The following is a 26139-nucleotide window of genomic DNA, read 5'->3' as shown; positions in this document are numbered from 1 at the left end:
CTTGGACAACACTACCCTGTATTCCTTGCTTCTGGAGGTTTTGCTGTGAATTGGGAACAAGAATTGGCATTACGCTTCAGCGAAAGCGACGATTATGAACAAAGACAGCACAGCTTTGGAGAAGAATGCTTCACCATCTGTTATCTAACCTGCTTTGTGGAGTCGGATTACCTGCAGGACAAGATTCTGGATAAGGTGAACCGTTGCCCGGAAAATGAAAAGATCCCTTTTCCGGCGGTGGAGCAGATGTGACCAAGCTGTTTCTGCTAGATTTGACCCCGGTCGAAGTCATCATTATCGGCATGCTTTGCATGAGCTCGTATTTAATCATGCATGGTGTCAATGCGATGGCACGATTTAACGAATTCATTCAGCCACTGACCGTATTTTTACTCTTGCTCGTTTTGACGCAAACCATCCGCGACACAGACTTCGGACGAATTCTCCCGGTGATGGGTGACGGGATCAAGCCGCTTATCAAGGCTTTTCCTACCACCTTTTTCGCTTTCCTCGGATTTGAGATCCTGTTATTTATCCAGCCCTTTATGGAAAAGCCAGCCATGGCCTGGAAAGCCGCATGGTTCGCGATTGGTGCCGCTTTGCTGCTCTATACACTAATAACAGTCCTCAGCATCGCAGTATTGGGGGCAAAAGAAATGACTCTCGTCGAATACCCTACACTGACTGTCATTAAAAACATTGAGGTACCCGGCGCGTTTATTGAGCGCCTCGATTCGATCATGATGATGGTGTGGATTCCTTTTTCCGTTACCACCATTGTCATGTTTCACTACTGTGCTAGCCTAATCGCCTCCCAGCTCCTTCGGCTACAGGAGCATCGCGTGATCGCCCTGCTTATCGTCCCTGTCGTATTCTTGATCGCTGTCCTGCCTCGCAATATTTTGGAGGTCGATGAATGGAGCAGATGGGCAAGTTGGCTGGGTGCAGCTCTCGCCAGCTTCATTCCTGTCCTGCTGGCTGTCGTGTACAAATGGCGAAACAAGGGGCGAAATGCATGATTGCCCCCGTTTATACCCGGCTCCTTTCATTGCTGTTGCTGCTGATTCTGCCCTTGGTGCTCTCAGGGTGCTGGGATCGCGTCGAGATTCAGGATCGGTTATTTGTCATGTCTGTTGCTATCGATAAAACAAAAGAGAGTAGTGGAAAACGCTCCTACTACGAATTTACTGCACAGCTAACAGAAGCGAGCGCACTTTCTGGAAAGATTAACAATCCTCATATCTCCCCTGTCTGGAATGCGACTACCTCGGGTCCTTCTATTTTTGAGTGCATCCGCCTCATGGCCACACGTGTAGCCAGACAACCCTACTATGAGCATTTACAATCTATCGTTATCGGAGAGGAGCTTGCAAAGGAAGGGATTGATCGGCCATTGGATTTATTTTATCGGGACCATGAATCCCGCCGAAAAATCAAGCTGATTATCGCAAAAGGCACGGCTAAAGACGCGCTGCATGTAAAACCAAAGCTTCTGCCCGTCTCTGGGCGCTACATCAGCATGCTGACAGAAGAAGGTGAAGCGAAGACGGCACGCCTTCCAAAGACAGCCTCTATCGGCCAATTCTCAAGCAACTTCCACAATGGGGGAAACAGTGTGCTGCCAGCCATTCGTACCGAAAAGCAAGAAGTTAAGATGGCAGGTGGAGCGATTATGAAAGGCGATAAATTGATTGGCTGGCTAAGTGATCAGGATGTAAAGGCACTTCGCTGGATTAACGGAACGTTTTCCGCCGGGGACGAGGTAATTATCCAAAAAATAGAAAAGGAAAAAATTCCAGAATTTACGACACTGGAAGTAAAAGGTGCCCGCTCGACCGTTAAGACCTCTATCCAAAATGGAAAGCCTGTCATCTTTTTATTTATTCGTGGGGAAGGCAATCTCGCAGAGGATGGCTTAAACCACAACCCTACTCTTGAAAAAATAAAAAATCGCGAGCAGCTGATTAATCACGAGATCAAAAAGAAGGCAAAAGGATTGATTGCCCTGATGCAAAAAAAATACAAAACGGATGTTTTTGGCTTTGGTGAGGAGCTGCGTCGCCATCAATACCCGTATTGGAAAGCCCATCAGCATGATTGGGACGAGCAATTTCAAAACGTTGAGGTTCAAGTAGACGTACAAACCTTTATTAGAAGGACTGGTCAATTCAAATAGCGATAAAATGGGCTATCAGGACCACCATGGAAAGAAAAAGGAGCGCGTAGCCGCCGACTTTTGCATAGGCGGCATCCCGCGTTAGCTGTCGATTTCGATAGGCAACATAGTATCTGAAACGGAGAATGAGACCCACGATGAGCAAAAGCAGTACCAAATAGTACGAAGTGAGCGACTCAATAAAGCCAATAACTAGTGAAAATCCCATCGGTTCACCCTGCCTTTCATGATGGTAATTCTCCTAGTATCGACCAAGAATTCTAGCAATATAGCTCTATATTGTTTGCAGTACCTTGCCTAGTCGCCGAATTCCTTCTTCGATTTCCGTCCCCTGTTCCCAAGAATACGTAAGACGCAGCCAGCCCTGCTCGGCACCATAAACGCCTCCGGGGGTAAATACGACGCCTTCCCGAATCGCGGCATCCAGCAGCTCTCGTTCGTCTAGTGGCTGGAGCAATCGACACCAGAAATGAAAGCTGCCCAGAGGAACATTCCAGACGGCAAAATCCTTCAGCTCCTTATCCATCGCATCCAGCATAGCTGCTCGCTGTGTAAACAAATAATCCGCTAATCGTTCCATTTGTTTTTGCCACTGCGTCCTCTCCAAAAAGTGGCGAGCGAGCTGCTGGGAGACACTGCTCGTTCCGAAATCCATTTGTTGCTTGGCATCAGCGAGCCGCTCGATGACTGCACGCGGTCCGACCAGCCATCCGATGCGAAGTCCTGGAGCCACTGTCTTGGATGTACTGTTTACGTACAGGACAGTTCCGCTTGTATCTATCGCTTTTACAGGAAAAGGCGGCTTTTTGCCTCCATTTATCGTAAGTGCACCGTAAGCATCATCTTCGACTAGCGGAATCCGCAGCTCCTGACATACCTCAAGCAGCTGCTTTCGTCTCCCCTGACTCATCACGTTGCTCGTTGGATTGTGGTAGGTAGGATTGGCAAATACCATGCGAATTCTGTGCTCCTGATGCAGCAATTTGATTGCCTCTGGAATAATCCCTTCCTCGTCTAGAGGCAATCTGTATAACCGCAGCCCTGCAGAACTAAATAGCGGCAAGGAATAAGAGTAAGACGGCCCCTCCATGGCGATGGCGTCACCAGGACTGAGCAGGCAAAGGGAAATCAGATGAAGGGCTTGTTGTGCTCCCGAGGTGACGAGAATTTCTTCGGTCGATGCAGTAATTCCGTATTGCTCCTGTAAGTGGGCAGCGAGAACCTCGCGCAGCTTTGGATCGCCTTTTGGATGCGCATAGCCGAGTTCAAAGCGCATCTCGCCCATATCCTCCATACTTTGCAGAGTCAAGGGAGGAATCATGGAGGGGGTTAATTCTGCTTTTGCCAAATTGATAATCGACGGATCGAAGCAGGCATCCTGGATACGCTTCGCTAACGGGTAAGCAGGTAAAAAGGCGCCTCCGTTCGTATATTTGTACCAATTCGGCATTTGCCGTACTCCCCACAAATGCTGGCTGACCCACGTGCCGCTTCCTTGCCACGATTGCAACAGCCCCATCGCACGCAATTCCTCGTATGCCGCAGATACAGTCCCCCTGTTTACACCGAATCGCCTCGCCAAGACTCTTTCCGCCGGCAAGGAGCTTCCAGGCTGCAGCTCACCCCCAATGATTTGCTGCTCCAGTCTTTTGGCGATCTGCTGATAAACGGGCTGTTCCTTGCTTTTGTCCGGCTTCCACTCCATACTCCCTTCTCCTCCACCATGAATCTTGTTATGTAAGACTGAGGTTCGACAAATTGGCCTACTCATCCTGCTGCCAATTGGATCTACCCTTTGATCGTCAACGCTTTTAAGATGAGAAATCATAGACGGTCGCAAAAAAGGATGGGATTTATATGAGAACAGAGGTCGCCGTGAAAAACAAGGCGCTGCAGGATAACCCGCTAGTGCAAAGCAGCAGCCGCAACGAAAAAATGGGGTTATTGTACGGCTTCATCGGAGTATGCAGCTTCAGTCTGACATTGCCCGTTACAAAAGCCGTGATTTCGGATCTCTCCCCTTTGACCGCAGGCTTGGGGCGTGCCTTGATTGCAGCCATTTTGGCGGTCCTAGTGCTATTAATCAAGCGAGTGCCTTTCCCTACCTGGCAACAAACGAAAAAGCTGTTTCTGGTTGCAGGCGGTGTCGTAGTAGGGTTTCCATTTTTCTCGTCTGTAGCACTGGAGCATGTCCCTGCGAACCATGGCGCCGTAATTATCGCTCTTCTTCCGTTGGCGACAGCTGGTGCAGGCGCGTTTTTTGCAGGTGAGCGCCCGACACGCACGTACTGGATTTCCAGTATCATCGCCTGTGTAACCATCATCGCTTACGCCATCAGCTCAGGACTTGGTGCCCTGCAATGGGCTGATCTTTCCCTGCTTGGAGCAGTCATCTCGGCTGCAATTGGCTATGCTGTTGGCGGTCAGCTTTCGAAAACAATGGGAGGCTGGCAAGTGATTAGCTGGTCGCTTGTCTTTGCCTTTCCTTTTCTGGTCGTTCCCATCGCTGGTCCACTGATTGCCGAACTAAAGCAAGCGACTTGGACTACATGGCTCGGATTTGGTTACATTTGTGTTGTCAGTCAGTTTCTCGGTTTCTTTGCCTGGTATCATGGGCTGGCACTTGGCGGCGTTGCCCGGGTAAGCCAGACGCAATACTTGCAGCCATTTCTCTCGATTCTCGCTGCATGGCTGCTGCTCTCTGAAGAAGTTCCACTCGGAGCAATTGCTGCCGCCGTCATTGTCGTTATCGCGGTAGCAAAAGGCAAATCAGCCCCTGTAAAGGCAAGGGCTTAAACAAGCAGGCAGGTCTGACGAGATATGAAAAAAAGAAGTGCAGCCTTTGCATAAAAGGCATACACTTCTTTTTTTTCACCCATTGGAAGGCACTACCGGAATTACTTCTTTTTCACATCCAGCATGTTGCCTAAATACTCAGGCTTGTAACCAGGATCAGCCAGTGCGGAAATAACCAGCTCTCGCCAAGCATCGTGGTACAAGGGCAGTGTCTTCCAATCGTCCAATGTAACCCAGCCCGCCCATTCAATTTCTTCGTCATCGAGACCGCCGGGGATTGGCTCGGTCTCCTCTCCCATCAGTTTGGCCAGGACAGCAACCGCAATCGTATGCTTTCCTTCGCCGGAATGATTGATTCGGTCATCCACCCAAAGCAAACGCTCCATACTGACGAGCAGCCCGGTTTCCTCCCAAACCTCTCTTCTTGTCGCTTCCGGAATCGTCTCCACGTATTCTACATTACCACCAGGCAAGCTGTAGCAAGGTTCTCCTCCTGTCTTTTCCCGTATAAGAAGAATCCTGCCCTGGTGCTCTACCACCACGGTTACCCTGATGCTAATCGTTTTCATCCTGTTCGCTCCCTTCTCATATGGCAGGGGTACGCATGACATTCAGGGAATCGACACAAGTTCTCGCAAACAATTCCTCTAGCGCGTCCAGTCCATAGCGTTGTGCGAATACGGCCTCCGATTTGGCGATTGCATGCAGCATCATGAATCGGATTACGTCTTTGCCGTTTGTATAATATTCGAATCCTACTTCTTCGTAATAGACTGGTGTAGCCAGTGCGCAATCAAGCACAGAAGTTTCTTGAATAGGTCCTTCTAGCAAGAAAACGCTTCCTTTTTGCAGCCGGGTGTTATGCTCCTCCCATCGCCGCATGACCTGATGAGCGATATTCGCCAAATGCGTGATCATCGCCCTGTCAAACTGGTAGGAATAGAGTACACATTCACTAGCCCCTGCCTTGTTCAGCTCAAGTGTGACATATGTCCACCAGCCTCGCTTGCGTGTAGCCGGATAGACAGCTATCAGCACATCTGCTGCTTCGCATTGATACAAATCTCCCTTATACCCAAAAAAGCTGCTGCAGTGATCCATTACCTGCTTTACCACTATCATATGTACGTTTCCGCTCCGTAAGAAAACCTTTATTCCAACCGGTTGAAGCAATCGGTTTACTTGGCATTTCCTCCACACTGATTTTAGCACACTTGGAGGCGCTATCAAATGAGCGAATCTGAGTCGTTTCTAGTTGTTTGTAGCGCATGTCAATTTGTCATTGCTGGATAAGTGTCAGGGGATGACAGTGGATTCTATGCAAAAAGGGTACAAGTTTAGTTCAAAGTAGATTCGCTTTACGTATGAATACATTACAAACTGACTTTTTGGACAAGTGAAAGGAATGTACACAAAGCGATGACAACTAGACAACATCGGATAGAAGCAGATGACTACTATGACTGAATTGATGGTACCGCTGACGATTCTCTCTTTTATATGCACCATCATCTTTATTTTTTGCCGCCCTCACGTAAACGAAGCCATCCCTGCAACCTGTGGCGCTCTTTTCGTTCTCTTGAGCGGCAGTGTGTCGCTCGCCGATTTGGGTACGATCACAGAAACAATCGGGGGTGCTGCCATCACCATCATGGCAACCATTGTCATGGCGATTGTACTCGAGAGCTTTGGCTTCTTTCACTGGGCAGCTGAAAATCTGGCTGCAAAATCGAAAGGATCGGGAATTCGCCTCTTTTGGTATACGAATCTTCTCTGCTTTCTCATGACTCTCTTCGTCAACAATGATGGCAGCATCCTAATTACCACCCCAATCTTGCTGTTATTACTTCACAAGCTGGGTCTGAAAAATCACGAAAAAATCCCGTATCTACTGAGCGGAGCCTTGATTGCCACCGCCTCCAGCGCACCCATCGGGGTCAGTAATATTGTGAATCTCATTGCGTTAAAAATTGTGAACATGGATCTGTATATGCATACGGCGATGATGTTTGTTCCCGCAACGCTAGGGCTGATTCTTCTTACGCTTCTCCTCTATGCGTATTTCTATCGCACACTCCCGCGCAAGCTTCGATCCATCAATCTCAGTCTTTCTGCAAAACGCAGTCACCCCTTAAAAGGAGATTCATCACCGATCCCCCTCGAAAAGCGGACCAAATTCATGGGGTATCTCCTACTGTTTGTGTTAGGGGTACGAGCCAGCCTATTCGTCGCATCTTACTTCCACTTTCCTGTACCGCTCATGGCTGTAATTGGTTCCCTCGTCCTGCTGGCGTGGCGTTGGTATTACCTCAAAATATCACCCAAAGATATGCTGAAGAAAACGCCATGGCATATTTTTGTATTTGCCTTTAGCATGTACGTGATCATTTACGGGCTGCACAACATTGGACTGACGAATTGGCTAATTGGCTTCTTTCAACCACTGGTGTCAGGAAGCTTGCTCCAAGCCAGCATCATGATGGGAGGACTTGTATCGCTCCTCTCCAATTTGTTCAACAACCACCCAGCGTTGATGGTTGGTACACTTACCTTGACTAACATGGGGCTAGACCCACTCACTTTAAAAATATCGTATTTGGCTAGCGTGATTGGTAGTGACATCGGGTCCTTGCTTTTGCCTATGGGTACACTGGCTACCTTGCTATGGATGCACATTTTGAAAAAAGGAAATGTGAAAATCACGTGGGGGGAGTACCTGAAAGTCACCTCGATTGTCATCCCTATCACCGTTGTTTTCACGTTGGTGGTTCTCGCCTATTGGGTTGCATGGATATTTTAGGATTGCCGTGGAGGGTAAAAAATGGATTATATTCAGTCGTTGATTGGAAAAAGCATCGATGTAGAAATATCGGGCAAAAGCGTTTTTCAGGGGATTTTGATTGATGCAGGGCTAGATTTGATCGTGATTGATAACGGACAGAAGTTTGTATATATTCCGTTGGTACACATCCAGAATCTGAAGCAAAGCACTGCACAAAGACCACATCTGGAGCATGTATTTACTGTTCACGATAGTGACCAAGCAGATAAAATCTCTTATCGAAAGGTACTAGAGAATGCAAAAGGGCGCTTTATCGAGATTTATATAACGGGAAATCAATCGTTTAGCGGATACCTCACCAGTATCATGAATGATTACTTTGTTTTCCACTCGCCCCGTTTTCAAAACAATTTTTGTCTCTATCGACCATGTGAAATGGATCATTCCCTATCCAGATAACATCACCCCCTACACCATGGATAAAGACCGCTTTTTGTTTGTACCTAACAGCCTCCCATTGTCGCGTACATTCAAGCAGCAATGCAAAAAATTAGAAGGGGTTTTCGCAGTCTTTGACCTAGGCTTTGATTCAGACAAGGTAGGACTGATTGAAAAGGTGGATGGAAACAAAATCGAGCTTCGAATCGCCAATGGCGACAAGCTGCTATGGAACCTGCAGCATCTGAAAACCTTTCACGTTCCGTAGACAATTATGTCGTGTATTCAGCCCTTCTTGAGAACAAGTAGGCGGATAGAACGGTTGTCAGCCCAGAAATACGCGCCCAAAGCGAAACCACACAAACGTGGAAGTCGCCTCGGACGCGTATTTTTCAATTTCATGCCTATTATTTTCCTGGCGCTTGGGCAGGTGCTGGAGCTGGGCCAGGTCCTTCTGTTGGAGCTGTGTTTTGCAGCTTTTCTTTTGCTTGATCGATTTCTGCTTGTGTGAGCGGCGCCCCTACTGCGAAGCCGTCAATGATTTTGCCCAATGTAGCGGTATCAAAGTCCTCCTGGGAGTAAAGCTCTATCGTAAATCCGTTATCCTCCCAGATCACAATCCCATTTGCAAAGTAAACCTTGGTTCCTTGTATCACTTCTGTTTTAACTTCCTCTGTAGTACCGATGCCATTTTCTCCGCCCTTGGAAATCAGGAAGTTGACCGTTTTTTCACCTTGTGCAAATTGTACCTCTGCCATATTCTTGCCATGAATGACGGTGTTGACGTATTTATAATCCGCGAGCCATGTTGGAGCCGGGAAGTTGATACCCAGTGCAGAGCGCGCTTCCTGTACAGTTAGATCAGGGCGAGCCTGCAATTCAACTGCACGTGTAGGATCTCCATTCGTTTGTTCAGACGCAGCATCCTTTGCCGGAGGGGTCGGTTCCTTGTCGTATTGTACGATTTGTAAATTACCAACTTGAAAACGTGCCAAAATAGACTCGAGCATCCCTTGGGCAAACGAGGTCGTCGAGAATGCACCTGTTAAGCAAATGACAGCGACAGCACTAACCGTAATCGTTTTCCATCTATTCTTTTTCATTATGATCTCATCCTTTTTCGTATAGTCGGGTCTTATGGTTCCTGCTTCTATTTTGAACTTCAGACGATTATAGATTTTGTCCTTTGAGGCTTTGTCGTCCAGCTCTACCTTTTCAAGCAAGCGTGTCAGGTCACGAAACTCGCTTCGCTCTTGTTCACCCTTCATAGTGGAAGCCTCCCTTCTCCAATTCCTTCTGCAGCTTCTTCAAGCATCTGTAAAGAACAACCCCGATATTCGAGCCACTCACACCTAACAGTTCAGCGATTTCCGCGTTTTTTAGACCTGCCGCGTACTTCATCGCAATGATATGGCGTTCTTTGTCACTCAGCTTTGCCAGTGCCTTGAACAGCTCTTCATGACTATCATCTCGAATCACGATTTCTTCGGGAGACGATTTGGGTTGGAACAGATCCAAGATGGAATCTAGTGAAAAGGTCATTCTTTTTTTCTGTGAGCGGAAGTAATCAGTCACAGCGTTTCTCGCAATCGCGAACAGCCATACCTCAAAGTTGGACCTCTGTGGTGAGAAGCTATTGTATTTGGAAATCACTACTTCAAATACGTGACTGCAAATCTCTTCCGCTGCATAATGATTGTTGATTCGATAGCAAATATACTTGTAGACGCGCTTATAGTACGCATCGTATATCTCTGTAAATCTTTGTGTCGACATGATCCCATCTTGGATATCGCTTCTTTCGTTGTGGCAGATGCCTGTGCTTACTTGGGCAATCTCCAACTACTCCCCCTCCTTTCTTCCTCTATAGAAAAATGCGGTGAGCTAACAAATTGCGCAATTTGTTGTGGTTCCATGAGTCTCACGCTAGTTAATACGGGGAATTCGGGATTGTATTAACAAAATGGTTGTAAATTATTTTTTGGGGTTTGGGCAACTGTGAAAATCAGTCGTGCTTACCGCCTGCGAGAATCATCCGGAAATAAGTATAGAAAATACCCTCAGAAATTTTCCTGAGGGTATTTTCACTGCTATTTCATTAGTTAATCGACACAGTCAGATCCTCAACATTTTGTTTAGCAGTCGACATAAATATTATAGTCGCTGAAAGTGGCAATCGGGAAACCGTATAACCAGCTACGGTATCCTCTGTTAGCTTGGAAACAATCGCAGCTGCTATTGTCTCCGGCGTTTGACCACTTGTCACTCCTACTGTATAAGGAACGCTGTCAACCATGACGGTAATGTTGCCAGTAGAAGCTGCACCAGTGGCTACAGTAAATGTTGTGAACTCTGCTTGACCATCTACTCCACCTGAAAGCGTTGGACTCGACAAGATAAGCCCCAGTGGGTTAGATGCAGTGCTTATTGCGATAGTATTTCCACTTACACCCGCTGTACTTGCCGTTACTGTGATGATCGCTCCACTATGCGTTGCATCTACAAAAGAACCTCCGTTAATTAATTCTGTCAGCTCTTCGATTGTGTTGAATGTATTTGCGCCGTTACCTGTGGCTGCCTTCGTATAAGTATCCACACTGTCCACTGTTATTGTATCTCCATCTGAAATAAGTGGACCGAATGTTACTGTAGCCGAGGCTTTTGTGCCATCACTCCCTTGGTTGATAGGTCCTTGAAATCCTGTTACTCCTGGATCGCTATTCTCGTCTTATGCATTTTCAGCTTTATAACGAGCCTACACCGTACAGGCGCCTTTCAGCGCATACGGCGTTCCATCAACGAAAAGGAACGAACACTTTCAATTTTTACTTACAATGGGCAGGTTGATTGTATCACTAGGCAATCAACACAGAATAAACAGGGGAAATGCATTAATAGAAATATTACCCCTTTGGTGCTTTCCGCCAGTATTGACGTGTTTCTTCTTCACGTACGATATACCCGAGCTTGTTAATCTCGTTTCGAAGTTCCTTTATATCTTTAGCGTCTTTTTTTTGCAACGCAATTTCTCTCGCTTTCATTAAAGCATTTGCAGTTGGTGATAGATCAGGTGTATCCAACACCCAACGTCTATACTCCTGTTTAAATGGGTCCCCCTCTGATGACCAGGAATAACCATGTCTCTTGAAGGCATCCATCACCGTATTAGGGGATTCATCAATTTTGTCCCGTGCGAGCTCATGTCCTGATTCCCCAAGGATGACCAGCTGTTTCCCATCTAAGAAAACCGTATCAATCTCTTTTCGTTCGATTGTTTGCTTATGTCCATCTTTATCAAGTTGAACTGCTTCATCCGTAATGGTTACAACAAGCGTCTCCTTCACCGCGACAGCGGCAACTACTAGACCTACGATTAGACCCAGAAATGCTAGAATCATACTCACCCAAATGCCACTAAAGTGGTTGACCAATTTCAAAGGTCCCTCAAATGGCACCCATGGAAGCTTTAAAGCCCAGGCTGCGATTTGTGGCAGGAAGTAGCCCAGGACAAGCCCTGCTGCCCCAAACCCACCATACAGAATGATTCCTGTTGCCGTAGAAAAGCCTACAACCGTCTTTTTATTGTGTAATGAAATAGATCCAGTCATCTCGTTCACCTTCCATCGTTTAAAGGATTCGTTACCTTCGAGTTGACGATGGCTTTCTCAATAATCTTTGTAAGTTCGCAACTATATGTTTCAAGATCAACCTTCTTTGTTATCGAATTGTTAAGCATATATTCCCCAATTGCACCTTGAATCAAATTGGACATAACATCTACATTAAATTCTCCAAAAACTCCTTGTTCTTGGCCATCACGCAGGATTTGTTGAAGCTCCTTCATGATTATATCTTCTTGGTCATCACTTAACTTATAGTACGGGATATTATCGGGCGTTCTCTCATTAAAAACAATTTCTAACAAGGCTATATTACGTTGACGATGAGTACCTTGATAAGCCAAGCTTGCTAAAATAAATGCATTCAGTTTTTTCTGAGGAGTATCCTCTTTAGCTACTCTTTCCAATATGTAGGTAGTCGATCTTTCTAAGAGATTCGTTAGTAAATGATTCATCAAATCACTTTTATCTGAAAAATGGTAAGAAATCAGCCCCGTGCTTATATCCGCATTTTTTGCAATCTGAGCGAGACTTGCCTTTACATAACCAACTTCGTCAAGTGCTTTGATTGCAGCTTCAATAATTTGTTCACGCCTTGCTTCAGCAATAAACGACTGTCTTCCTTTTTCTTTATTGGCGTCCTTCATTACACTCACACCTTCAATTGATTGATCGTTCATTTTATTATTTGATTGGTTAATCAAATAATACCATAAAAATACATCCGGTCAATGCCTTTCACTTTTATTTATTTACACATTTTGGAACCATCAGTATTTCCATACGTATTAGTTATAAAGATCAAAAGGGGGCTTTTTTCATGCAATATCAAGCTGGAGGTACTTCCATTACTTGCCCATGCTGTAAACATACCCACTTTGACAAAGACTATCGTCAGCTAAATACTAGGGGAGCTACCTTCTTTGGACTAGACTGGGCAAACAAAGAAGCGACCATTCTCATTTGCAACAGATGCTCATATATCCTCTGGTTTATGCAGGAACCTACAAGCTGATAATCGGTTATCTCACGGGGGCTTTGATGTCTCCTATTGATATGGAATTCCAAAAGAAAAAGCACCTTAATCGGTGCTTTTGGCGTTACTCTATACTTCTTTCCGTACCATCTGTAATCTCAACTATTTCTATGGATACTACATAGTCCATATTTATATGCTTTTGTCATATCGTCATCCATTTAACAGGATTACTTAATTTCACCATTAGATCATTTCGAGCTTCTTCCTCACTTTCAAAATATTAAACAAGGAAACTTCAGATGAGTCCCGCCCGCTGCTTCTAGATTCACGATTGTACATGATGCTTGTATACTACTTGCTGGCTATATTACCTCGAAGCTCAAACGTTAGACTTTTCCCCATAAAATAACGTGTTAAATATTACTATACAGTTGTTCATCTCTTGTTCATGTTCGAGACGTACACTTACAAGCGTAGTCAAGAAATGGTACAGGAGATGATCTTTCATGTTAGCAGCAGCAGTGATTTTTATTAATCTGGCACTTCTTGCATATACGATCGGTGTATGGAGTGAAAAACGTTCTGGAGAGCTAAAGTTTACACACCTAATCTTTTTTGGTTTCGGTTTAGTATTCGATACGATCGGAACGACGTTTATGAAATTGCTCGCAGACAGCCCTGGTTTAAATTTACATGGAATTACAGGGTTGATAGCTCTGATCTTAATGTTTGTCCATACCGTGTGGGCATGTGTGGTCCTATGGAAACAAGAGGAAAATCGGATCAAGCAATTTCATAAATTCAGCCTAATTGTTTGGTTTTTATGGCTTATACCTTATTCCATAGGCGTGGTTTTAAGCTTTACTAAATAAAGGAGCTCATCAAAGGCTCCTATCATTTATTAGCTTATTTACCTATAGGAACCGTTCTGATCATTCCCAACCGTCAGTAAGGAATTGAAGTCCATCGGATAAGCTCCCTCTCCAGCAGAGAACGGAATGATCTCCGTTAGTGTCAGGGCTACTATTTCTCTACTTTACTTTTTATGTCTTTATTAGCGGATTAAAAAAGTAATGTTGTTATTCCCCTTCACCCATCAAGGGGAATCATTCACAGAAAAAAACCATCGAAACGATTTCGATGGCTTTGCGAATCTGTCTGTTATTTGACGGGTCTGTTTTGAAAATACGTTTTGCTCAGCTCCGTCACCCACTTGGCTGCCTCCAGGCCCTCCTTTTCCAGATTGGAGGTGCGATAGTCAACCTTGTCCCAGCCTCTCACATCTTCGTATACGCTTTCGGCGACATCCTTCCTGCGGCTTTGAGATTCTTTTGTGAGGGTGACAAATTGATTTTGTCCTTCCTTGCTCAAAAACCAGTTGATAAACACCTTGGCAGCGTTTGGATGCGGCTGGTTCTTTAAGACGCCAATCGGAAACGGCGTGACTACCGTACTTACTTCTGGCTGAAGCTTGCCTGAATTTTTAACAACGCCTTGTTCTCTGAATTGCCGCAGCATCGTATTGTCCAGACCGATACCTATGGGGTATTTTCCCGTCACATACGCTTCGATCAGCTGACGAGGATCATCGATAACCAGCGGCTCTTGTTCGAGTAGTTTAAGCACGAATTCTTTACCCTCGGAAGCTGCCAGTGCTGCGAGTGTTCCATGTCCCTGCGCCTGTCTCGCGAAATTGTGCAGAACCATTTTCCCCCTCCATCTCGGATCAAGGAGATCCTGCAATGTCTTGATCTCGCCTTCTGGAATGACATCGTGATTGATGTGGATATTGGGGAGAGCAATGATCGCGAACACGTACTGACCCGTATTGGAAGCCATCGAATATCCGGCTTCATAGCCCATGTACCAATTGTTGTCGTCTTGAATCTCAGGGAACACGATAAACTTGCGGATATCATCTGTGGCACCTGCCGGGAATAGGTCAAAGGCGATCTGCTGTCCACCCTCCAGTAAAATATCGGACAAATACTTGTCTTGCTGTTGTTCTGCCAAAAGCTTGGAAACAGCCAGACTAGGTCTCATCCCAATGTACTTCACCTTAATGCCAGGGTACTGTTTCTCGAACTGGCGCATGAGCTCTTCCCGGCTCGTTGCAGCCGGGCCAATGATGGTAACCTCTCCTTCTTTTTTTGCCAGCTCGACGGTTTTCTCCCATTCCCTTTCCCATGCTTCTTTCGGTGTTTCACTGTTTGCTGGCTGTTGCGCCGGCGCCGGTCCTGCTGACTGAGAACTGACATTTGATGCAGGTTTGGCACAGGCGGCAAGGCTGCTCATCACAAGGACAATGAAAGCGAGGAGCCATATTTGTTTTCCGTTCGTTTTCATCGCTCCTCCACCTTTACGACTTATGGATGTTAATTCCGTGATACTCAATAAATTCCGACAAACCGATTTCTGTATTTTCTCGACCAATGCCGCTTTGCTTTACTCCGCCAAATGGAATGTGCTGATGTCCGAGTGCTGACAAGCCAGAGCCATTAATGCTAGTCATTCCCGCCTCAATTCTCCGGGCAACACGAACGGCGTGCTCAAAATCGGACGACCAGACGGAAGAGCCCAACCCGTATTCCGTATTGTTTGCCAAGTGAATGACCTCGTCTTCACTGCGATACTTCACTAATGGAAGAACCGGTCCGAATTGCTCGCATGTAACGATTTCCTGATCCTGCTCCGGGTTGATCACGACAGTCGGATTCAGATAGTAGCCATTATTCCAATTGTCAGGCTCGAGCTTCGTCCCGAGCTCCAGTACCGTTGCACTGCTGTTCTTGGCCCGTTCTACCAGTTCTTTCACATACGCATACTGCCCTCGATTATTTACGGGACCAAATGTGGTGTTTTCGTCTAGTCCATAGCCTATTTTGTAGTTATTCGCGTGGGCCACGACGAGTTCACAAGCGGCATCGTACAATTTCTCCGGAATGTAGACACGCTTGATCGCCACACATAATTGCCCAGAGCGCATAAAGGCAGAGGTGGCGATTTTGGTCATAGCTACTTCTAGATTGGCATCCTCTAAAACGATAGCTGGATCGTTTCCTCCCAATTCAAAGTGGACGCGCTTTAGGGAAGATGCCGCAGATTTCATGACTGACTTCGCCGTGCTTCCGCCACCCGTGAAAGAAATTTTGCGAACCAGCGGATGGGTTGTCAGCGCCGCCCCTGCCTGCCCGTCTCCGTGGATGACATTAATTACACCGGGAGGGAATAACTCTGACATTTTTTGCAAAATAAGCGAGACACCTATGGACGCAAATGGAGATGGCTTGATGACAATCGTATTGCCTGTTACCAAGATCGGGGCTAATTTCTGCATCGTCAGCATCAGGGGAACATTCCATGGAATGATAGCCGCAATTACCCCCAATGGCCGTTTTTCCACACTTACCCAGCTGTTCTCATCTTCCACCACTTTGGGTGCAAAAAAGGATTGAGCGTTGACCACCGTGCTGCGGATAATGTTGCTTGCCCGAACCGCTTCACCGCGATAAGAGGATATGAGCATTCCTGCCTCTCTGGACAAGATGTTTGCAAGGGCAGGTCCTTCCTGCTGGAGCAAATCGGCAGCCTGGTTTAGCAAAGCAGAGCGCTCTGCAAGATCTGTGTTTCTCCATGATAAAAACGCTTGATGGGCTGCGCGAACTGCCTGATCGACGTGCTGCTCCGTACCCTGCGCGACTTCCCCTACCACCTCGGACAAGCGTCCCGGATCTTTCACTTCCGCGTACGTCTTGGTCTTTACCTCTTCATTTCCAATCCATAAGTGAATGCGAAACGTCTCCATTTTCTGCATCTCTCCCTCTTGAAAAATCGGGCTAACATACGAGAGCAGTCCTAGCCCGGAGAAAAACCGAGCTAAGGACTGGACGAACCGAAATCTTCCCGCTATTTCGCTTGCTTTGCCTTCGCTCCAATTTCCGAGATAACCGGGCGAGCGTCGATCGTTTTTTGCTCCAAGGAAGACATTTTGTAATCAATTTTGTCCCATCCCCGCATCCCTTCTACTGGAGGCAGTGGTACATCTGTGCGTCGACTGATGTAATCCTGGACAATATTGACGAAGTGGGTCTGCCCCTCTTTGCCGAAGAACCAGTTCAAAAATACTTTTGTCGCATTGGGGTGTGGCGGATTTTTTAAGAGTGTCAGAGCGAACGAGCCTACATACTCGCTTTTTTCCGGTTCCAGCTTGCTTACCTTTTTGACGATGCCCTGGTCCTTGTATTTACCGAGCGTACTGGAGTCTACCCCGATTCCAATGGCATATTTACCCGTAGCAAACCATTCTGCCACCTGACGCGGATCGGAGACGAGAATGGGCTCCTGTGCCATCAGCTTGTTGATGAACTCCTCCCCTTTGGACATGTACAGCGCAGTCATCATGACGTGCCCCTGGCCCAGCTTGGAAAAGTCGTTGATGATGAATTTTCCCTTGTATTTCGGGTCGAGCAGATCATCGAAGGTTTTGATTTCACCTTCTGGAATGACATCATTGTTAATAAACAGATAGGGGAATGCGAGATTCGCATAAACGAACTGACCCGTATACTGAGCCTGTGCCATTTCAAAGCCTTTTTCATAGCCGTAATTCCAGTTTTTATCGTCCTTTACTTCCGGGAGTATGATGTAATTATGAATATCATCTGTTTGGGCTGCTCCTCCACTTTCCAGAACGATATCCGTGAGATATTTACCTTGCTGCTGCTCCGCTTGAATCTTCGGACCAGACTCGGACGAAGACATGCCAAAGTACTTTACCTTGATCCCGGGGTACGCTTTCTCGAATTCTCTCATCAGGTCTTCTCTATCTGTTTGCGCACTTCCGATGATCGTCACTTCGCCTTCCTGTTTAGCCAGCTCGATCGTTTTCTCCCATTCGATTTCCCAGTCTTGCTTGTTTGCATTTGACGTGGCTTGCCCAGCTGGTTGGCTGGTAGGTGACTGCTGATTTGAAGTTGCCGATTGGGGTGAAGGTGAATTTGTTTGTGATGTTGTGCCACAAGCTGTCAACATCACCACTGCCAGACAGGTCATGATCGCAATCCACTTTCTTCTCATTGCCGTTTTCATCCTTTTCTGTCCCCCTCAGATTACGCTTTTCTCCCACAGTCAGGGGTAAGCCTTTCTCCTCCATCTGTGTGTCAACTCATGAATCGTGCCTCCTGGATTTATGACCTCGAATGGTCTTCTCTCTACTTCTCTCTCTAGCCGATTGGAAACAGGAGGATTAAGGGAACCGGCGCGGACGATATGCTGCTGCTACGCCTCCCTCGGTATTGGAAAAAGGATTAGATGCAGGTCTTGCCATAGGACCAACTGCTTTCATATCAACCACAATGAGTGATGGGCTTCGTTTTTGGACTGCTCCAGAGAAAATAGGGCCAAACTCCTCTGCTGAGGTGACACGTATCGCTTCAAAACCGACGGATTGTCCTAACGAGACAAAATCAGGACTGACCAAATCGACAGCTACTCTGCGTCCGTAGACGTTATCCTGCACTTTGCGAAGAACGCCATAGCCCGCATCATCGAACAGAACGACTACAAGCGGCAGCTGCTCCTGGACGGCAGTCGACAATTCCCCCAGATTCACCATGAATCCACCGTCCCCTACCATCAGAACAACCACTCGTTCCCTCGCACCCATCTGTGCGCCGATGGCCATAGGTAGCCCCTGACCTATCCCGCCACCCGATGCATGAATGGAGGTACGCGGTTCATAGATTTCAAACAATTTACTTCCCCAGACACTCGCTGGTACAGTGACGTCCCGCACGAGTACGGTATTGCGAGGCAAGGCACTCTGCATCCCGTCCAAAACCGCCTCATAGGGTCCCAAAATTTCTCTTAGCTGGCTGCGCTCCTGATCTCGAAGCGACTTCACTTCGTTCTGAAAGGCCATACTTGGTTCAGTCCGCTTTTCCTCCAGCACCTCTGCAAGTCGTGCCGTGATTAGTCTAGCGTCCCCGATAAGCCCGTAGGTAAGGGGATAATTCCGATTCAAGGCCGAGGCATCTGCATCAATGCCAATATGCTCCACAGGAAGCTGCAAGCGCCAAATAGAGGTTTCATTTGCCCGGAAACGAACCCCGATACTGATCAGCAAATCACACGTCTTAAGGAATTCAGCCACACCCGCAGAGGAGGCAAAGTTTCCAATACACAAGGGGTGATCCTCCGGGATAATGCCTCTCCCTGATTGGCTGGTAAGAACTGCTGCCCCTAACCTCTCCGCCAGTGCTGTTACTTCGGCTGCGGCTCCGGCAGAAATCGCACCCCCTCCGGCCCAAATCACGGGCCTCTCGGCAGCGGCGATCTTATCGATAACCTCCAGCGGAATGAGGGGTGTCGGTGGTGATGAGGACTTGATCGGTGTGACGAAGCTGGTTTCCGGAATGATGCCCATCTGAAAATCGATCGGAATCTCCACGGTGACAGGCCCTGTTGGAGCAGATAATGCTTCCGTGATCGCTTGTCGCAGCAGCGGAACCGCCTGATCTGGCCGTCTCAAGCGGTAGGCTTTCTTACAGCATGCCTCCATCATCGCAAGCTGATCTTTACATTCGTGGATATAGCCCCTGCCTGTCCCCAGATACGGAGATGCTACCTCACCGGTCAGATGAAGCAGAGGTACCCCCGCGCTCCAAGTCTCAATCAGCGAGCCCGCTGCATTCCCTGCTCCCGTACCTGTGCTAGTAATGACCACGCCCAGTTTACCGGAAATGCGCGCATACCCATCCGCCATGTTTACCGCTCCGCTTTCTCCGCGGGCGCAAACCAATTGAATACTGCCTTCCCGCAAAATGGCATCGTACAACGGAATATTATGAATACTCACGATTCCAAATGCGGTATCAACTCCGGCGCGAACGAGTTCCTGCACGATGGCATCCGACGTCGTAAACACACTTTGCTCAAACATGTTTTCTACCGCCTCACTGGAATTTTTTCGGACTATATGCATCGCGCAAGCCTTTTGGATTCGAATTGGATCTGGGCAGTGGACCGACAGCCTGCATATCGACTACGATCAATGAAGGTTTTCTACTGACCACCGCCTGTTCAAATTGCCTAGCAAACTCCTCTCCACTGCCGACCCGAACAGATTCCAGGCCGACAGACCTGCCAAGCAGGGCGAAATCAGGGCTGACTAAGTCGACGGCTACCCGGCGTCCGTAGGCAGCATCTTGGACGTTGCGCAAAACACCATAACCGGCATCATCGAACAAAACGATGACGAGTGGCAGATTCTCCTGAATGACGGTAGCCAATTCACCCAGATTCACCATGAACCCCCCATCCCCTGCCATCAGCACGACGACCTTGTCCATCTGACCCATCTGTACGCCAATCGCGAGCGGCAAGCCTTGACCGATTCCGCCCCCGGCTGCATGAATGGCTGTCCGCGGCTCGTACGTTTCGAGCAGCTTGTTTCCCCAGAGGCTAGCCTGCACTGTCACATCGCGCACGACAATCGCATTTCGGGGCAAAGTCTTTTGCATCCCATCGAGAAACGCTTCGTACGGACCCAACACGCTGCGGATTTGACCGCGAACCACCTCGCGCAGCGTTTTCACCTCGTCCCGATATTGCTGCTTAGTCAAGCTCTCGTCTTTCGTGATCTGATTTGCTACCTGCCCGATGATTTGCTTCGCATCCCCGACAAGCCCGTGCGTCATGGCGTAATTCCGATTGAAGGCTTGCCAATCGGCGTCAATTCCAATATGCTCCTTTGGCACTTCCACCTTCCAAAAGGACGTTTCATTCGCCTTGAAACGAACACCGATACTGATGAGCAGATCCGAGCTTTTAAGTAAAGCAGTAACATCCGGGGCAGTAGAAAAATTCCCTACACATAACGGATGATCCTCCGCAATCGCTCCTCTGCCTGACTGGCTAGTGATGACCGCCGCTCCAATCAATTCAGCAAGTCGGGTCACCTCCGCGGAGGCACCCGATGTAATCACACCGCCGCCCGCCCAAATCACGGGGCGCTTGGCCTTTGCTATTTTTTCGATAACCACCTCTGGTAAGGGTGTCACCTGTTGCAGCGTATGCTCCACTGGCTCTGCAATCTCGGTTCGGGGAATAATCCCCATCTGATAGTCGATCGGGATTTCCACTGTGACAGGTCCTGCGGGGGTAGCAAATGCCTCACGGATCGCCTGACGGATCAAAGGCACGGTCTGATCAGGTCTGCGCAACAGATACGCTCGTTTGCAGCAAGCTTCCATCATCGCCAGCTGATCCTTGCATTCGTGAATATAGCCACGCCCGGTTCCCAGATAAGGAGAGGCGACCTCACCTGTCAAATGTAAAAGGGGTACCCCGGCACTCCATGTCTCGACCAGCGAGCCTGCTGCATTGCCCGCCCCTGTTCCCGTACTCGTAATCACAACCCCCAGCTTACCGGTTGCTCGTGCGTAGCCGTCCGCCATATTGACAGCACCGCTTTCACCACGCGCACAGACCAGTTGAATACTCCCCTCACGCTGGATGGCATCGTAGATGGGAATGTTATGAATACTGACGATTCCGAATGCGACACTTACACCAGCGCGGACCAGCTCCTGCACGATGGCATCTGACGTGGTAAACTCACGTTGCTCTTCATTGTTCATCTTGTTCAACCGCCTTTTTGCTTTGATGTAGACGTCCCAGCCGTCACGTCTCAATTACCTCCCGCTGCCAGCCAGCTCCTGTTCCCTGCGGTTCTTCGCGTGAAGCACCGGTTCTTTGATTCCGAACAGCTTTAGGGCATTCTCTCCCAAAATCTTTCGCTTCGCCTTTTCACTTAAAAAAGGTAGATCGTAAATAGACGCCGGAGCATCGAAATCCTGATGCGGATAGTCGGAGGCATAGAGCAGCTGATTTTCCGCGTCAAACATCTCGAAGACCGATTCCAAATGCTTCATGTTGTCGGTGTACTCTAGCGGCTGAGAGGTAAAATAGAAGTTTTTCATGTACTCACTCGGCCGTTTGGTCAAGAGTGGTGCATCCGAGTGTCGATAGATAAAATCACTGTCGAGGCGCATCATGAGGAACGGAATCCACGAAACCCCCGCTTCAATAAATAAGAACTTCAAGTCGGGAAAACGCTCCGGTATGCCGTTGATCACCAGGTTGGTCAACTGAATCATGTTGTAGAGCGGGAAGCCAAGAGCATGGGCAGACAAAAAGCGGTTTAGCTGATGAAGAGGCTTTTCCATCCAGTAGGATGCCGTGTGGAAGCCGAGCGGCAACCCTTTTTCCTCCAATAGCTTGTAGAGCGGCATATACGCATTATGATAGAGTGGCTGATAGCGAACACAGGTGATCATGAACCCGACGACGCCCTTCTTGTCGCCGAATTCCTCCACCATCCTGACGCACGCCTCCGGGTCGGAAAACGGGAGGTAGAGCATCGTCTTGAGTGAGTCATCACAGGGCAGCACTTTTTCCGTCATCCAGCGAGCTGCACCGTATGCGATTGCCACCTCGATATCCGATGCCGGATTGAGGCCGAGCTGAAGCATATCGGTAGGGAACACGATACTGTAGTCAATGCCAAGCTTCTGATTGCATTTCATCAGCGGATAAATTTCTTTCGGTACAGTCTGTCCTTCCGGAGTTTTTGTCTGAAAGTAGAGAGGCAAACTTTTCATGCGACCTGCGACGGTGCGATCTCCCAGGTCCAGTGCAATGTGACGCGTACTTCCCCCACTGTAAATTCGCACCCGACTGCGATACGGCTCTTCCAAATACTCAGCAATCTCGTTCATAGGCGTGGTCATATAGTGACAATCGGCGTCCATAATCGGAAAATCGTAGAGTCCTCGTGCCAAAGCCTGTTTTTCTGCATTATCGAGATAATTGTCCTTCAGGTTCAGGTTGATCATTGCTACACTCCTTCCTTTGCCAGTGCCTTCTCTCGGCGAATTTTGGCATGCAGCACAGGCTCATTGATCCCGAATAGCTTCAAGGCATTTTCACCCAGTATTTTTCGCTTTGCTTTTTCGTTTAAAAACGGGAGATCATAGATCGAAGCTGGCGCATCAAAATCCTGGTGTGGGTAATCGGATGCATAGAGCAGCTGATTCTCGGCGTCAAACATCTCAAAGACCGATTCCAGATGCTTCATATTGTCCGTATACTCAAGCGGCTGGGACGTAAAGTAAAAGTTCTTGATATATTCGCTCGGACGCTTCGTCAACAAAGGGGCATCTGAATGACGATAAAGGAAGTCACTGTCCAGACGCATCATGAGGAACGGGATCCAGGAAACCCCGGCTTCGATAAAGACGAATTTGAGGTCAGGAAATCTCTCAGGTATACCGTTGATGATCAGATTGGTGAGCTGGATCATATTGTAGAGCGGGAATCCAAGCGCGTGAGCAGAAAGGAACCGGTTCAGCTGTTGGAAAGGGCGCTCCATCCAGTAAGATACGGTATGGAACCCAAGCGGCAACCCTTTTTCTTCCAATAACTTGTACACAGGCATGTAGCTGTTATGGTATACTGGTTGATAGCGACAGCTTGTAACAAGGAACCCAACCACGCCCTTTTTGTCTCCAAACTCCTTGATTATCCTCACACACGCTTCTGGATCGGAAAAAGGCAGATAGAGCATAGTCTTGATTGAATCGTCATACGGCAAAACGTCTTGCGTCATCCAACGGGCAAAGCCATACGCGATCGCTACCTCAATATCCGATGCCGGATTTAACCCTAACGTCAATAAGTCCGTAGGAAAAACAATATTGTAATCAATCGCCATTTTCTGGCTGCTCTCTAGCAAAGGATAGATTTCCTTTGGCAGCTTTTCTTCTTCCGGTTTTTCTTTGCGAAAATAAAGCGGCATGCTTTTCAGCCGGTGGGCAACCGTTCGATCTCCCAAGTCCATCAAAATGTGTCTGGAACTCCCCCCACTGTACACGCGGAGTCGACTGCGATACGGCTCTTCCACATATTCCGCAATAACATTCATCGGCGTCCGCATATAATGGCAATCTGTATCTACGATCGGAAAATCGTACAACCCTCTGGATAGTGCTTGCTTTTCCGCATTATCTAAGTAATTTTTTTCCAGGCTTAAATTGATCATTCCCCTGCCCCTCTCTGGATCGGCCATGTTCATTCACCATTCGTGTTCTTTGATCAGGCTAGACACTATACGCTTACATAAATTTTTCCTTCCCGTACAACGGTTTGGAATTTATGCAGCTTAAATCTGCTATCGGCTGTGCAAGTGCCAGAAGCGATGTCAAATTCTAGACCGTGCCACGGACAGACCATGTTAACTTCATCCTCGGACGCGTACTCACCGAGGCTCATCTTATTTTCATCCAATCTCATCCTCACCCGGTTGGAGATATCCCCCAGGCATACAGGTCCTTCGGCATGCGGGCAGTTGTTTTCGATCGCATGGATCTGGTTCTTGATCAGCACAACACCTATGTCCATTCCTTCCACCGAGATATATACAGGCTTTCTTTCCATCAATTCGGTTTGCTCACATACGAAATGTTCCATGCTCTGTCCCCCATTTTCATTCATTTGCCTGCCTATTCAGGTCGTGATTATTGTTAACAGAAATTTCTGAACATCTGTAATTCAAACAGCTCCAGATTCTTGCTTTGCAGCAGTCTGTCGGCAAAAATCATCGCCTCCGTATCCGGAATGGTGTTCTCTTTTGAGATTGGCATGAATTCTTTGCTCATCTCGCTCAAACGGTCGAGCTCCTGCATTTTCATCGCATAAATTTTGATGACACTCTCGGCTAGCTGCTGTAGCACACTGCTATCGATTTGTCCCCACGTACCGTTTTTCTCGCTTTCTACCAATAGGTCAGCGAGTTGTTTCACTTTTTCCGCCGCAGTCATTGGGTGAAGCTCCCGTGTTTCTTCCATAAAAGTGCCTCCGTTCGTTAATAGGAATAAACAAAATCATCTTCATTTAATTTGAGTAGCTCACTGGCTCCTTCTTGGAACGGCACGCCCCTTGGCAGCATGACGGAAGCTGCTCGCACCTTCAACTGCTCCACATCGAGGCCCGGTGGATTAACGCCATTTTCCAAGCCCTGTGCAGCATTCAGCATGACACGCCGGGCTACGATGATCGCTGCATCACTCGTTCCAAGTCTCTCTTTGGAACGGTCCACAATGACTCCAGCACTTTCCTGGACGGCCGCATCCTGAATGCCGATGCCCTTGATGCCGCTGTAGTTTTTCTTACTTGCCTGCAATTCTCGGTCTATCAAATAATTGTTATCCTTGTTTTGGACCGGCCGGAGTGTTCCAGGAATCAACGCGGCATGCAGCTCGTGATCGCCCTCTTTCATCTTTGCCAAGTCCGCTTCCTTGATCGGGGATTCCGGTATCCAGCTGAATGTCCAGTGCCAGCAATTCTCGTCGTCCATAGGCACCCACGCATGACCCGTTCGCAGCTTGGAATTGTTAGTTGTCGGTGGAATTAGCGCGTACCACGGCATGACGAACTGAGTAATCCGCCAGTAAATATTCTCCTCCTTGGTATCTCTTCGCGCTCCGATCAGTAGTCCATAATCTGTTTTGGTCACCTCAAATTTTGGAGCGCCGTTCTCGACAGCAAGCTGAGTCGGTGTCGGGTTTTCATGAACCCTCCGGTGCAAAAAGGAGATGTGGCTGGAATCGATGCCGCCCTCTATTGCTTGAAAATAGTTGCTTTCCTGTATCCTTCTGCTGAAATAGCGGTGGCTTGGCGGGACTAGCGTGAACTCAAACACGGGCTGGTCAGGCATTTCATCAGGTGGTCCCATGTACGTCCAAATGATTCCCCCGTACTCCTGGCACGGATACGACTTGATGGTTACTTTGTTCTTAAAATTGCTTTCTGGCGGTTCTGACGGCATATCCACACACTTGCCGCAAGCGTCGAATTTCCATCCGTGATACACACAACGCAGCCCGCCTTCTTCATTTCTGCCAAAAAACAAGGATGCTTTGCGATGGGGACAATGCTCATCTAAAAGGCCAATTTGGTTGTTGGAATCACGGAAGGCAACCAGCTTTTCTCCTAAAAGAGTTACTCTCACTGGCGGACAATCCGGTGCGGGCAGCTCCTCGGATAACAAGGCAGGAATCCAGTACCTTCTGAACAGCTTCCCCATGGGTGTATTCGCACCCGTTTCGATCAACATTTTGTTATCTTCGATGGATAACATAAACAACTCCCCCTGCAACGAAATGTAATTAGCAGTATATTCTGAACTTTATAGATAAACTGTAACGGATCAGGAAGGGAATCGTCCAATCGGTAGTTTGGATGAGAGCATCAATTCTATCAATAGATAAGGGATTCAATTTCTACCCCA

General features: G+C 47.7%; 27 protein-coding genes. 8 read left to right on the top strand and 19 right to left on the bottom strand.

Going from position 1 to position 26139, the window contains the following annotated elements; all coding sequences use genetic code 11:
• The first annotated feature begins 45 nt into the window (after window positions 1-45).
• Genes C3B52_RS01140 through C3B52_RS01130 form a run of 3 tightly spaced genes read left to right on the top strand, consistent with a single transcriptional unit; the run spans window position 46 to window position 2176 of the window.
• Window positions 46-252, top strand: coding sequence for a hypothetical protein (locus C3B52_RS01140; protein WP_103104256.1), 207 nt, complete (start codon window positions 46-48; stop codon window positions 250-252).
• Window positions 249-1019 carry a GerAB/ArcD/ProY family transporter gene (locus tag C3B52_RS01135; protein WP_103104255.1) on the top strand — a complete coding sequence of 257 codons (771 nt, stop codon included), beginning with the start codon at window positions 249-251 and terminating at the stop codon, window positions 1017-1019. The genes C3B52_RS01140 and C3B52_RS01135 overlap by 4 nt, the downstream gene beginning before the upstream one ends.
• The gene (locus C3B52_RS01130; protein ID WP_103104254.1) at window positions 917-2176 is read left to right on the top strand and encodes a Ger(x)C family spore germination protein; all 1260 of its coding nucleotides are present in this window, start codon (window positions 917-919) and stop codon (window positions 2174-2176) included. The genes C3B52_RS01135 and C3B52_RS01130 overlap by 103 nt, the downstream gene beginning before the upstream one ends.
• Here C3B52_RS01130 and C3B52_RS01125 read toward each other — a convergent pair.
• Together C3B52_RS01125 and C3B52_RS01120 are read right to left on the bottom strand one after the other, a co-directional pair.
• A complete protein-coding gene (locus C3B52_RS01125) occupies window positions 2169-2384 on the bottom strand; it encodes a CLC_0170 family protein (protein ID WP_103104253.1) in 216 nt (71 codons plus the stop codon). The genes C3B52_RS01130 and C3B52_RS01125 overlap by 8 nt on opposite strands.
• A gap of 66 nt (window positions 2385-2450) precedes the next feature.
• Complete coding sequence (locus C3B52_RS01120; protein ID WP_103104252.1) at window positions 2451-3881, bottom strand: aminotransferase-like domain-containing protein; 1431 nt, start codon at window positions 3879-3881, stop codon at window positions 2451-2453.
• Between the two features lie 230 nt (window positions 3882-4111).
• Here C3B52_RS01120 and C3B52_RS01115 point away from each other — a divergent pair, with 230 nt between their 5' ends.
• The gene (locus C3B52_RS01115; protein WP_373419707.1) at window positions 4112-4972 is read left to right on the top strand and encodes a DMT family transporter; all 861 of its coding nucleotides are present in this window, start codon (window positions 4112-4114) and stop codon (window positions 4970-4972) included.
• Between the two features lie 101 nt (window positions 4973-5073).
• Here C3B52_RS01115 and C3B52_RS01110 read toward each other — a convergent pair whose 3' ends face one another.
• Both C3B52_RS01110 and C3B52_RS01105 read right to left on the bottom strand, forming a co-directional pair.
• Window positions 5074-5541: an NUDIX domain-containing protein gene (locus tag C3B52_RS01110; RefSeq protein ID WP_103104250.1), complete on the bottom strand. Its 468-nt coding sequence runs from the start codon at window positions 5539-5541 to the stop codon at window positions 5074-5076.
• Between the two features lie 16 nt (window positions 5542-5557).
• Window positions 5558-6094, bottom strand: coding sequence for a suppressor of fused domain protein (locus C3B52_RS01105; protein ID WP_103104249.1), 537 nt, complete (start codon window positions 6092-6094; stop codon window positions 5558-5560).
• A 337-nt stretch (window positions 6095-6431) separates the two neighbouring features.
• Here C3B52_RS01105 and C3B52_RS01100 point away from each other — a divergent pair, with 337 nt between their 5' ends.
• Genes C3B52_RS01100 through C3B52_RS37200 form a run of 3 tightly spaced genes read left to right on the top strand, consistent with a single transcriptional unit; the run spans window position 6432 to window position 8460 of the window.
• On the top strand, window positions 6432-7772 hold the full coding sequence (locus C3B52_RS01100) for an ArsB/NhaD family transporter (RefSeq protein ID WP_103104248.1): 1341 nt from the start codon (window positions 6432-6434) through the stop codon (window positions 7770-7772).
• A 21-nt stretch (window positions 7773-7793) separates the two neighbouring features.
• Window positions 7794-8213 carry a DUF2642 domain-containing protein gene (locus C3B52_RS37205; protein ID WP_235615555.1) on the top strand — a complete coding sequence of 140 codons (420 nt, stop codon included), beginning with the start codon at window positions 7794-7796 and terminating at the stop codon, window positions 8211-8213.
• Between the two features lie 58 nt (window positions 8214-8271).
• A complete protein-coding gene (locus tag C3B52_RS37200; RefSeq protein ID WP_235615554.1) occupies window positions 8272-8460 on the top strand; it encodes a hypothetical protein in 189 nt (62 codons plus the stop codon).
• Between the two features lie 139 nt (window positions 8461-8599).
• Here the strand turns inward: C3B52_RS37200 and C3B52_RS01090 are convergent, their stop codons facing one another.
• The 5 genes from C3B52_RS01090 to C3B52_RS01070 all read right to left on the bottom strand — a co-directional run bounded on the left by C3B52_RS01090 (window position 8600) and on the right by C3B52_RS01070 (window position 12459).
• Complete coding sequence (locus C3B52_RS01090) at window positions 8600-9460, bottom strand: hypothetical protein (protein ID WP_103104247.1); 861 nt, start codon at window positions 9458-9460, stop codon at window positions 8600-8602.
• On the bottom strand, window positions 9450-10034 hold the full coding sequence (locus C3B52_RS01085; RefSeq protein WP_103104246.1) for a sigma-70 family RNA polymerase sigma factor: 585 nt from the start codon (window positions 10032-10034) through the stop codon (window positions 9450-9452). The genes C3B52_RS01090 and C3B52_RS01085 overlap by 11 nt, the downstream gene beginning before the upstream one ends.
• Window positions 10035-10290: 256 nt before the next feature.
• Complete coding sequence (locus C3B52_RS01080; protein ID WP_103104245.1) at window positions 10291-10797, bottom strand: hypothetical protein; 507 nt, start codon at window positions 10795-10797, stop codon at window positions 10291-10293.
• A gap of 298 nt (window positions 10798-11095) precedes the next feature.
• Complete coding sequence (locus tag C3B52_RS01075) at window positions 11096-11800, bottom strand: YqeB family protein (protein ID WP_103104244.1); 705 nt, start codon at window positions 11798-11800, stop codon at window positions 11096-11098.
• Window positions 11801-11805: 5 nt separating this feature from the next.
• Window positions 11806-12459: a TetR/AcrR family transcriptional regulator gene (locus C3B52_RS01070; RefSeq protein WP_103104243.1), complete on the bottom strand. Its 654-nt coding sequence runs from the start codon at window positions 12457-12459 to the stop codon at window positions 11806-11808.
• Between the two features lie 838 nt (window positions 12460-13297).
• On the opposite strand from C3B52_RS01070, the gene C3B52_RS01060 reads away from it, so the two are divergent.
• On the top strand, window positions 13298-13663 hold the full coding sequence (locus C3B52_RS01060) for an HsmA family protein (RefSeq protein ID WP_103104241.1): 366 nt from the start codon (window positions 13298-13300) through the stop codon (window positions 13661-13663).
• A gap of 289 nt (window positions 13664-13952) precedes the next feature.
• Here the strand turns inward: C3B52_RS01060 and C3B52_RS01055 are convergent, their stop codons facing one another.
• The 10 genes from C3B52_RS01055 to C3B52_RS01010 all read right to left on the bottom strand — a co-directional run bounded on the left by C3B52_RS01055 (window position 13953) and on the right by C3B52_RS01010 (window position 25989).
• Window positions 13953-15137, bottom strand: a complete 1185-nt coding sequence (locus tag C3B52_RS01055) for an ABC transporter substrate-binding protein (protein ID WP_103104240.1) — start codon at window positions 15135-15137, stop codon at window positions 13953-13955.
• Window positions 15138-15150: 13 nt separating this feature from the next.
• Window positions 15151-16596, bottom strand: a complete 1446-nt coding sequence (locus C3B52_RS01050) for an aldehyde dehydrogenase family protein (RefSeq protein ID WP_103104630.1) — start codon at window positions 16594-16596, stop codon at window positions 15151-15153.
• A 101-nt stretch (window positions 16597-16697) separates the two neighbouring features.
• Window positions 16698-17879 carry an ABC transporter substrate-binding protein gene (locus C3B52_RS01045; protein ID WP_103104239.1) on the bottom strand — a complete coding sequence of 394 codons (1182 nt, stop codon included), beginning with the start codon at window positions 17877-17879 and terminating at the stop codon, window positions 16698-16700.
• 157 nt (window positions 17880-18036) lie between these two features.
• The gene (locus tag C3B52_RS01040) at window positions 18037-19731 is read right to left on the bottom strand and encodes a thiamine pyrophosphate-binding protein (RefSeq protein WP_103104629.1); all 1695 of its coding nucleotides are present in this window, start codon (window positions 19729-19731) and stop codon (window positions 18037-18039) included.
• Between the two features lie 13 nt (window positions 19732-19744).
• Window positions 19745-21484 (bottom strand): thiamine pyrophosphate-binding protein, encoded by a 1740-nt coding sequence (locus tag C3B52_RS01035; protein ID WP_235615553.1) that lies wholly within the window; start codon window positions 21482-21484, stop codon window positions 19745-19747.
• The gene (locus C3B52_RS01030) at window positions 21485-22687 is read right to left on the bottom strand and encodes an amidohydrolase family protein (RefSeq protein WP_103104238.1); all 1203 of its coding nucleotides are present in this window, start codon (window positions 22685-22687) and stop codon (window positions 21485-21487) included.
• A 2-nt stretch (window positions 22688-22689) separates the two neighbouring features.
• Complete coding sequence (locus tag C3B52_RS01025; protein WP_164684659.1) at window positions 22690-23892, bottom strand: amidohydrolase family protein; 1203 nt, start codon at window positions 23890-23892, stop codon at window positions 22690-22692.
• Window positions 23893-23957: 65 nt separating this feature from the next.
• Window positions 23958-24320, bottom strand: coding sequence for a Rieske (2Fe-2S) protein (locus C3B52_RS01020; RefSeq protein ID WP_164684658.1), 363 nt, complete (start codon window positions 24318-24320; stop codon window positions 23958-23960).
• A 53-nt stretch (window positions 24321-24373) separates the two neighbouring features.
• Window positions 24374-24697 (bottom strand): hypothetical protein, encoded by a 324-nt coding sequence (locus C3B52_RS01015; protein WP_103104235.1) that lies wholly within the window; start codon window positions 24695-24697, stop codon window positions 24374-24376.
• A 17-nt stretch (window positions 24698-24714) separates the two neighbouring features.
• On the bottom strand, window positions 24715-25989 hold the full coding sequence (locus C3B52_RS01010) for a Rieske 2Fe-2S domain-containing protein (protein WP_103104234.1): 1275 nt from the start codon (window positions 25987-25989) through the stop codon (window positions 24715-24717).
• Between the last annotated feature and the right edge of the window lie 150 nt (window positions 25990-26139).

The sequence above is a fragment of the Brevibacillus reuszeri genome (assembly GCF_002897295.1).
GTDB lineage: Bacteria > Bacillota > Bacilli > Brevibacillales > Brevibacillaceae > Brevibacillus > Brevibacillus reuszeri_A.
Note: the sequence above shows the minus strand (reverse complement) of the source record. Positions and strands in the feature narration are given on the sequence as shown.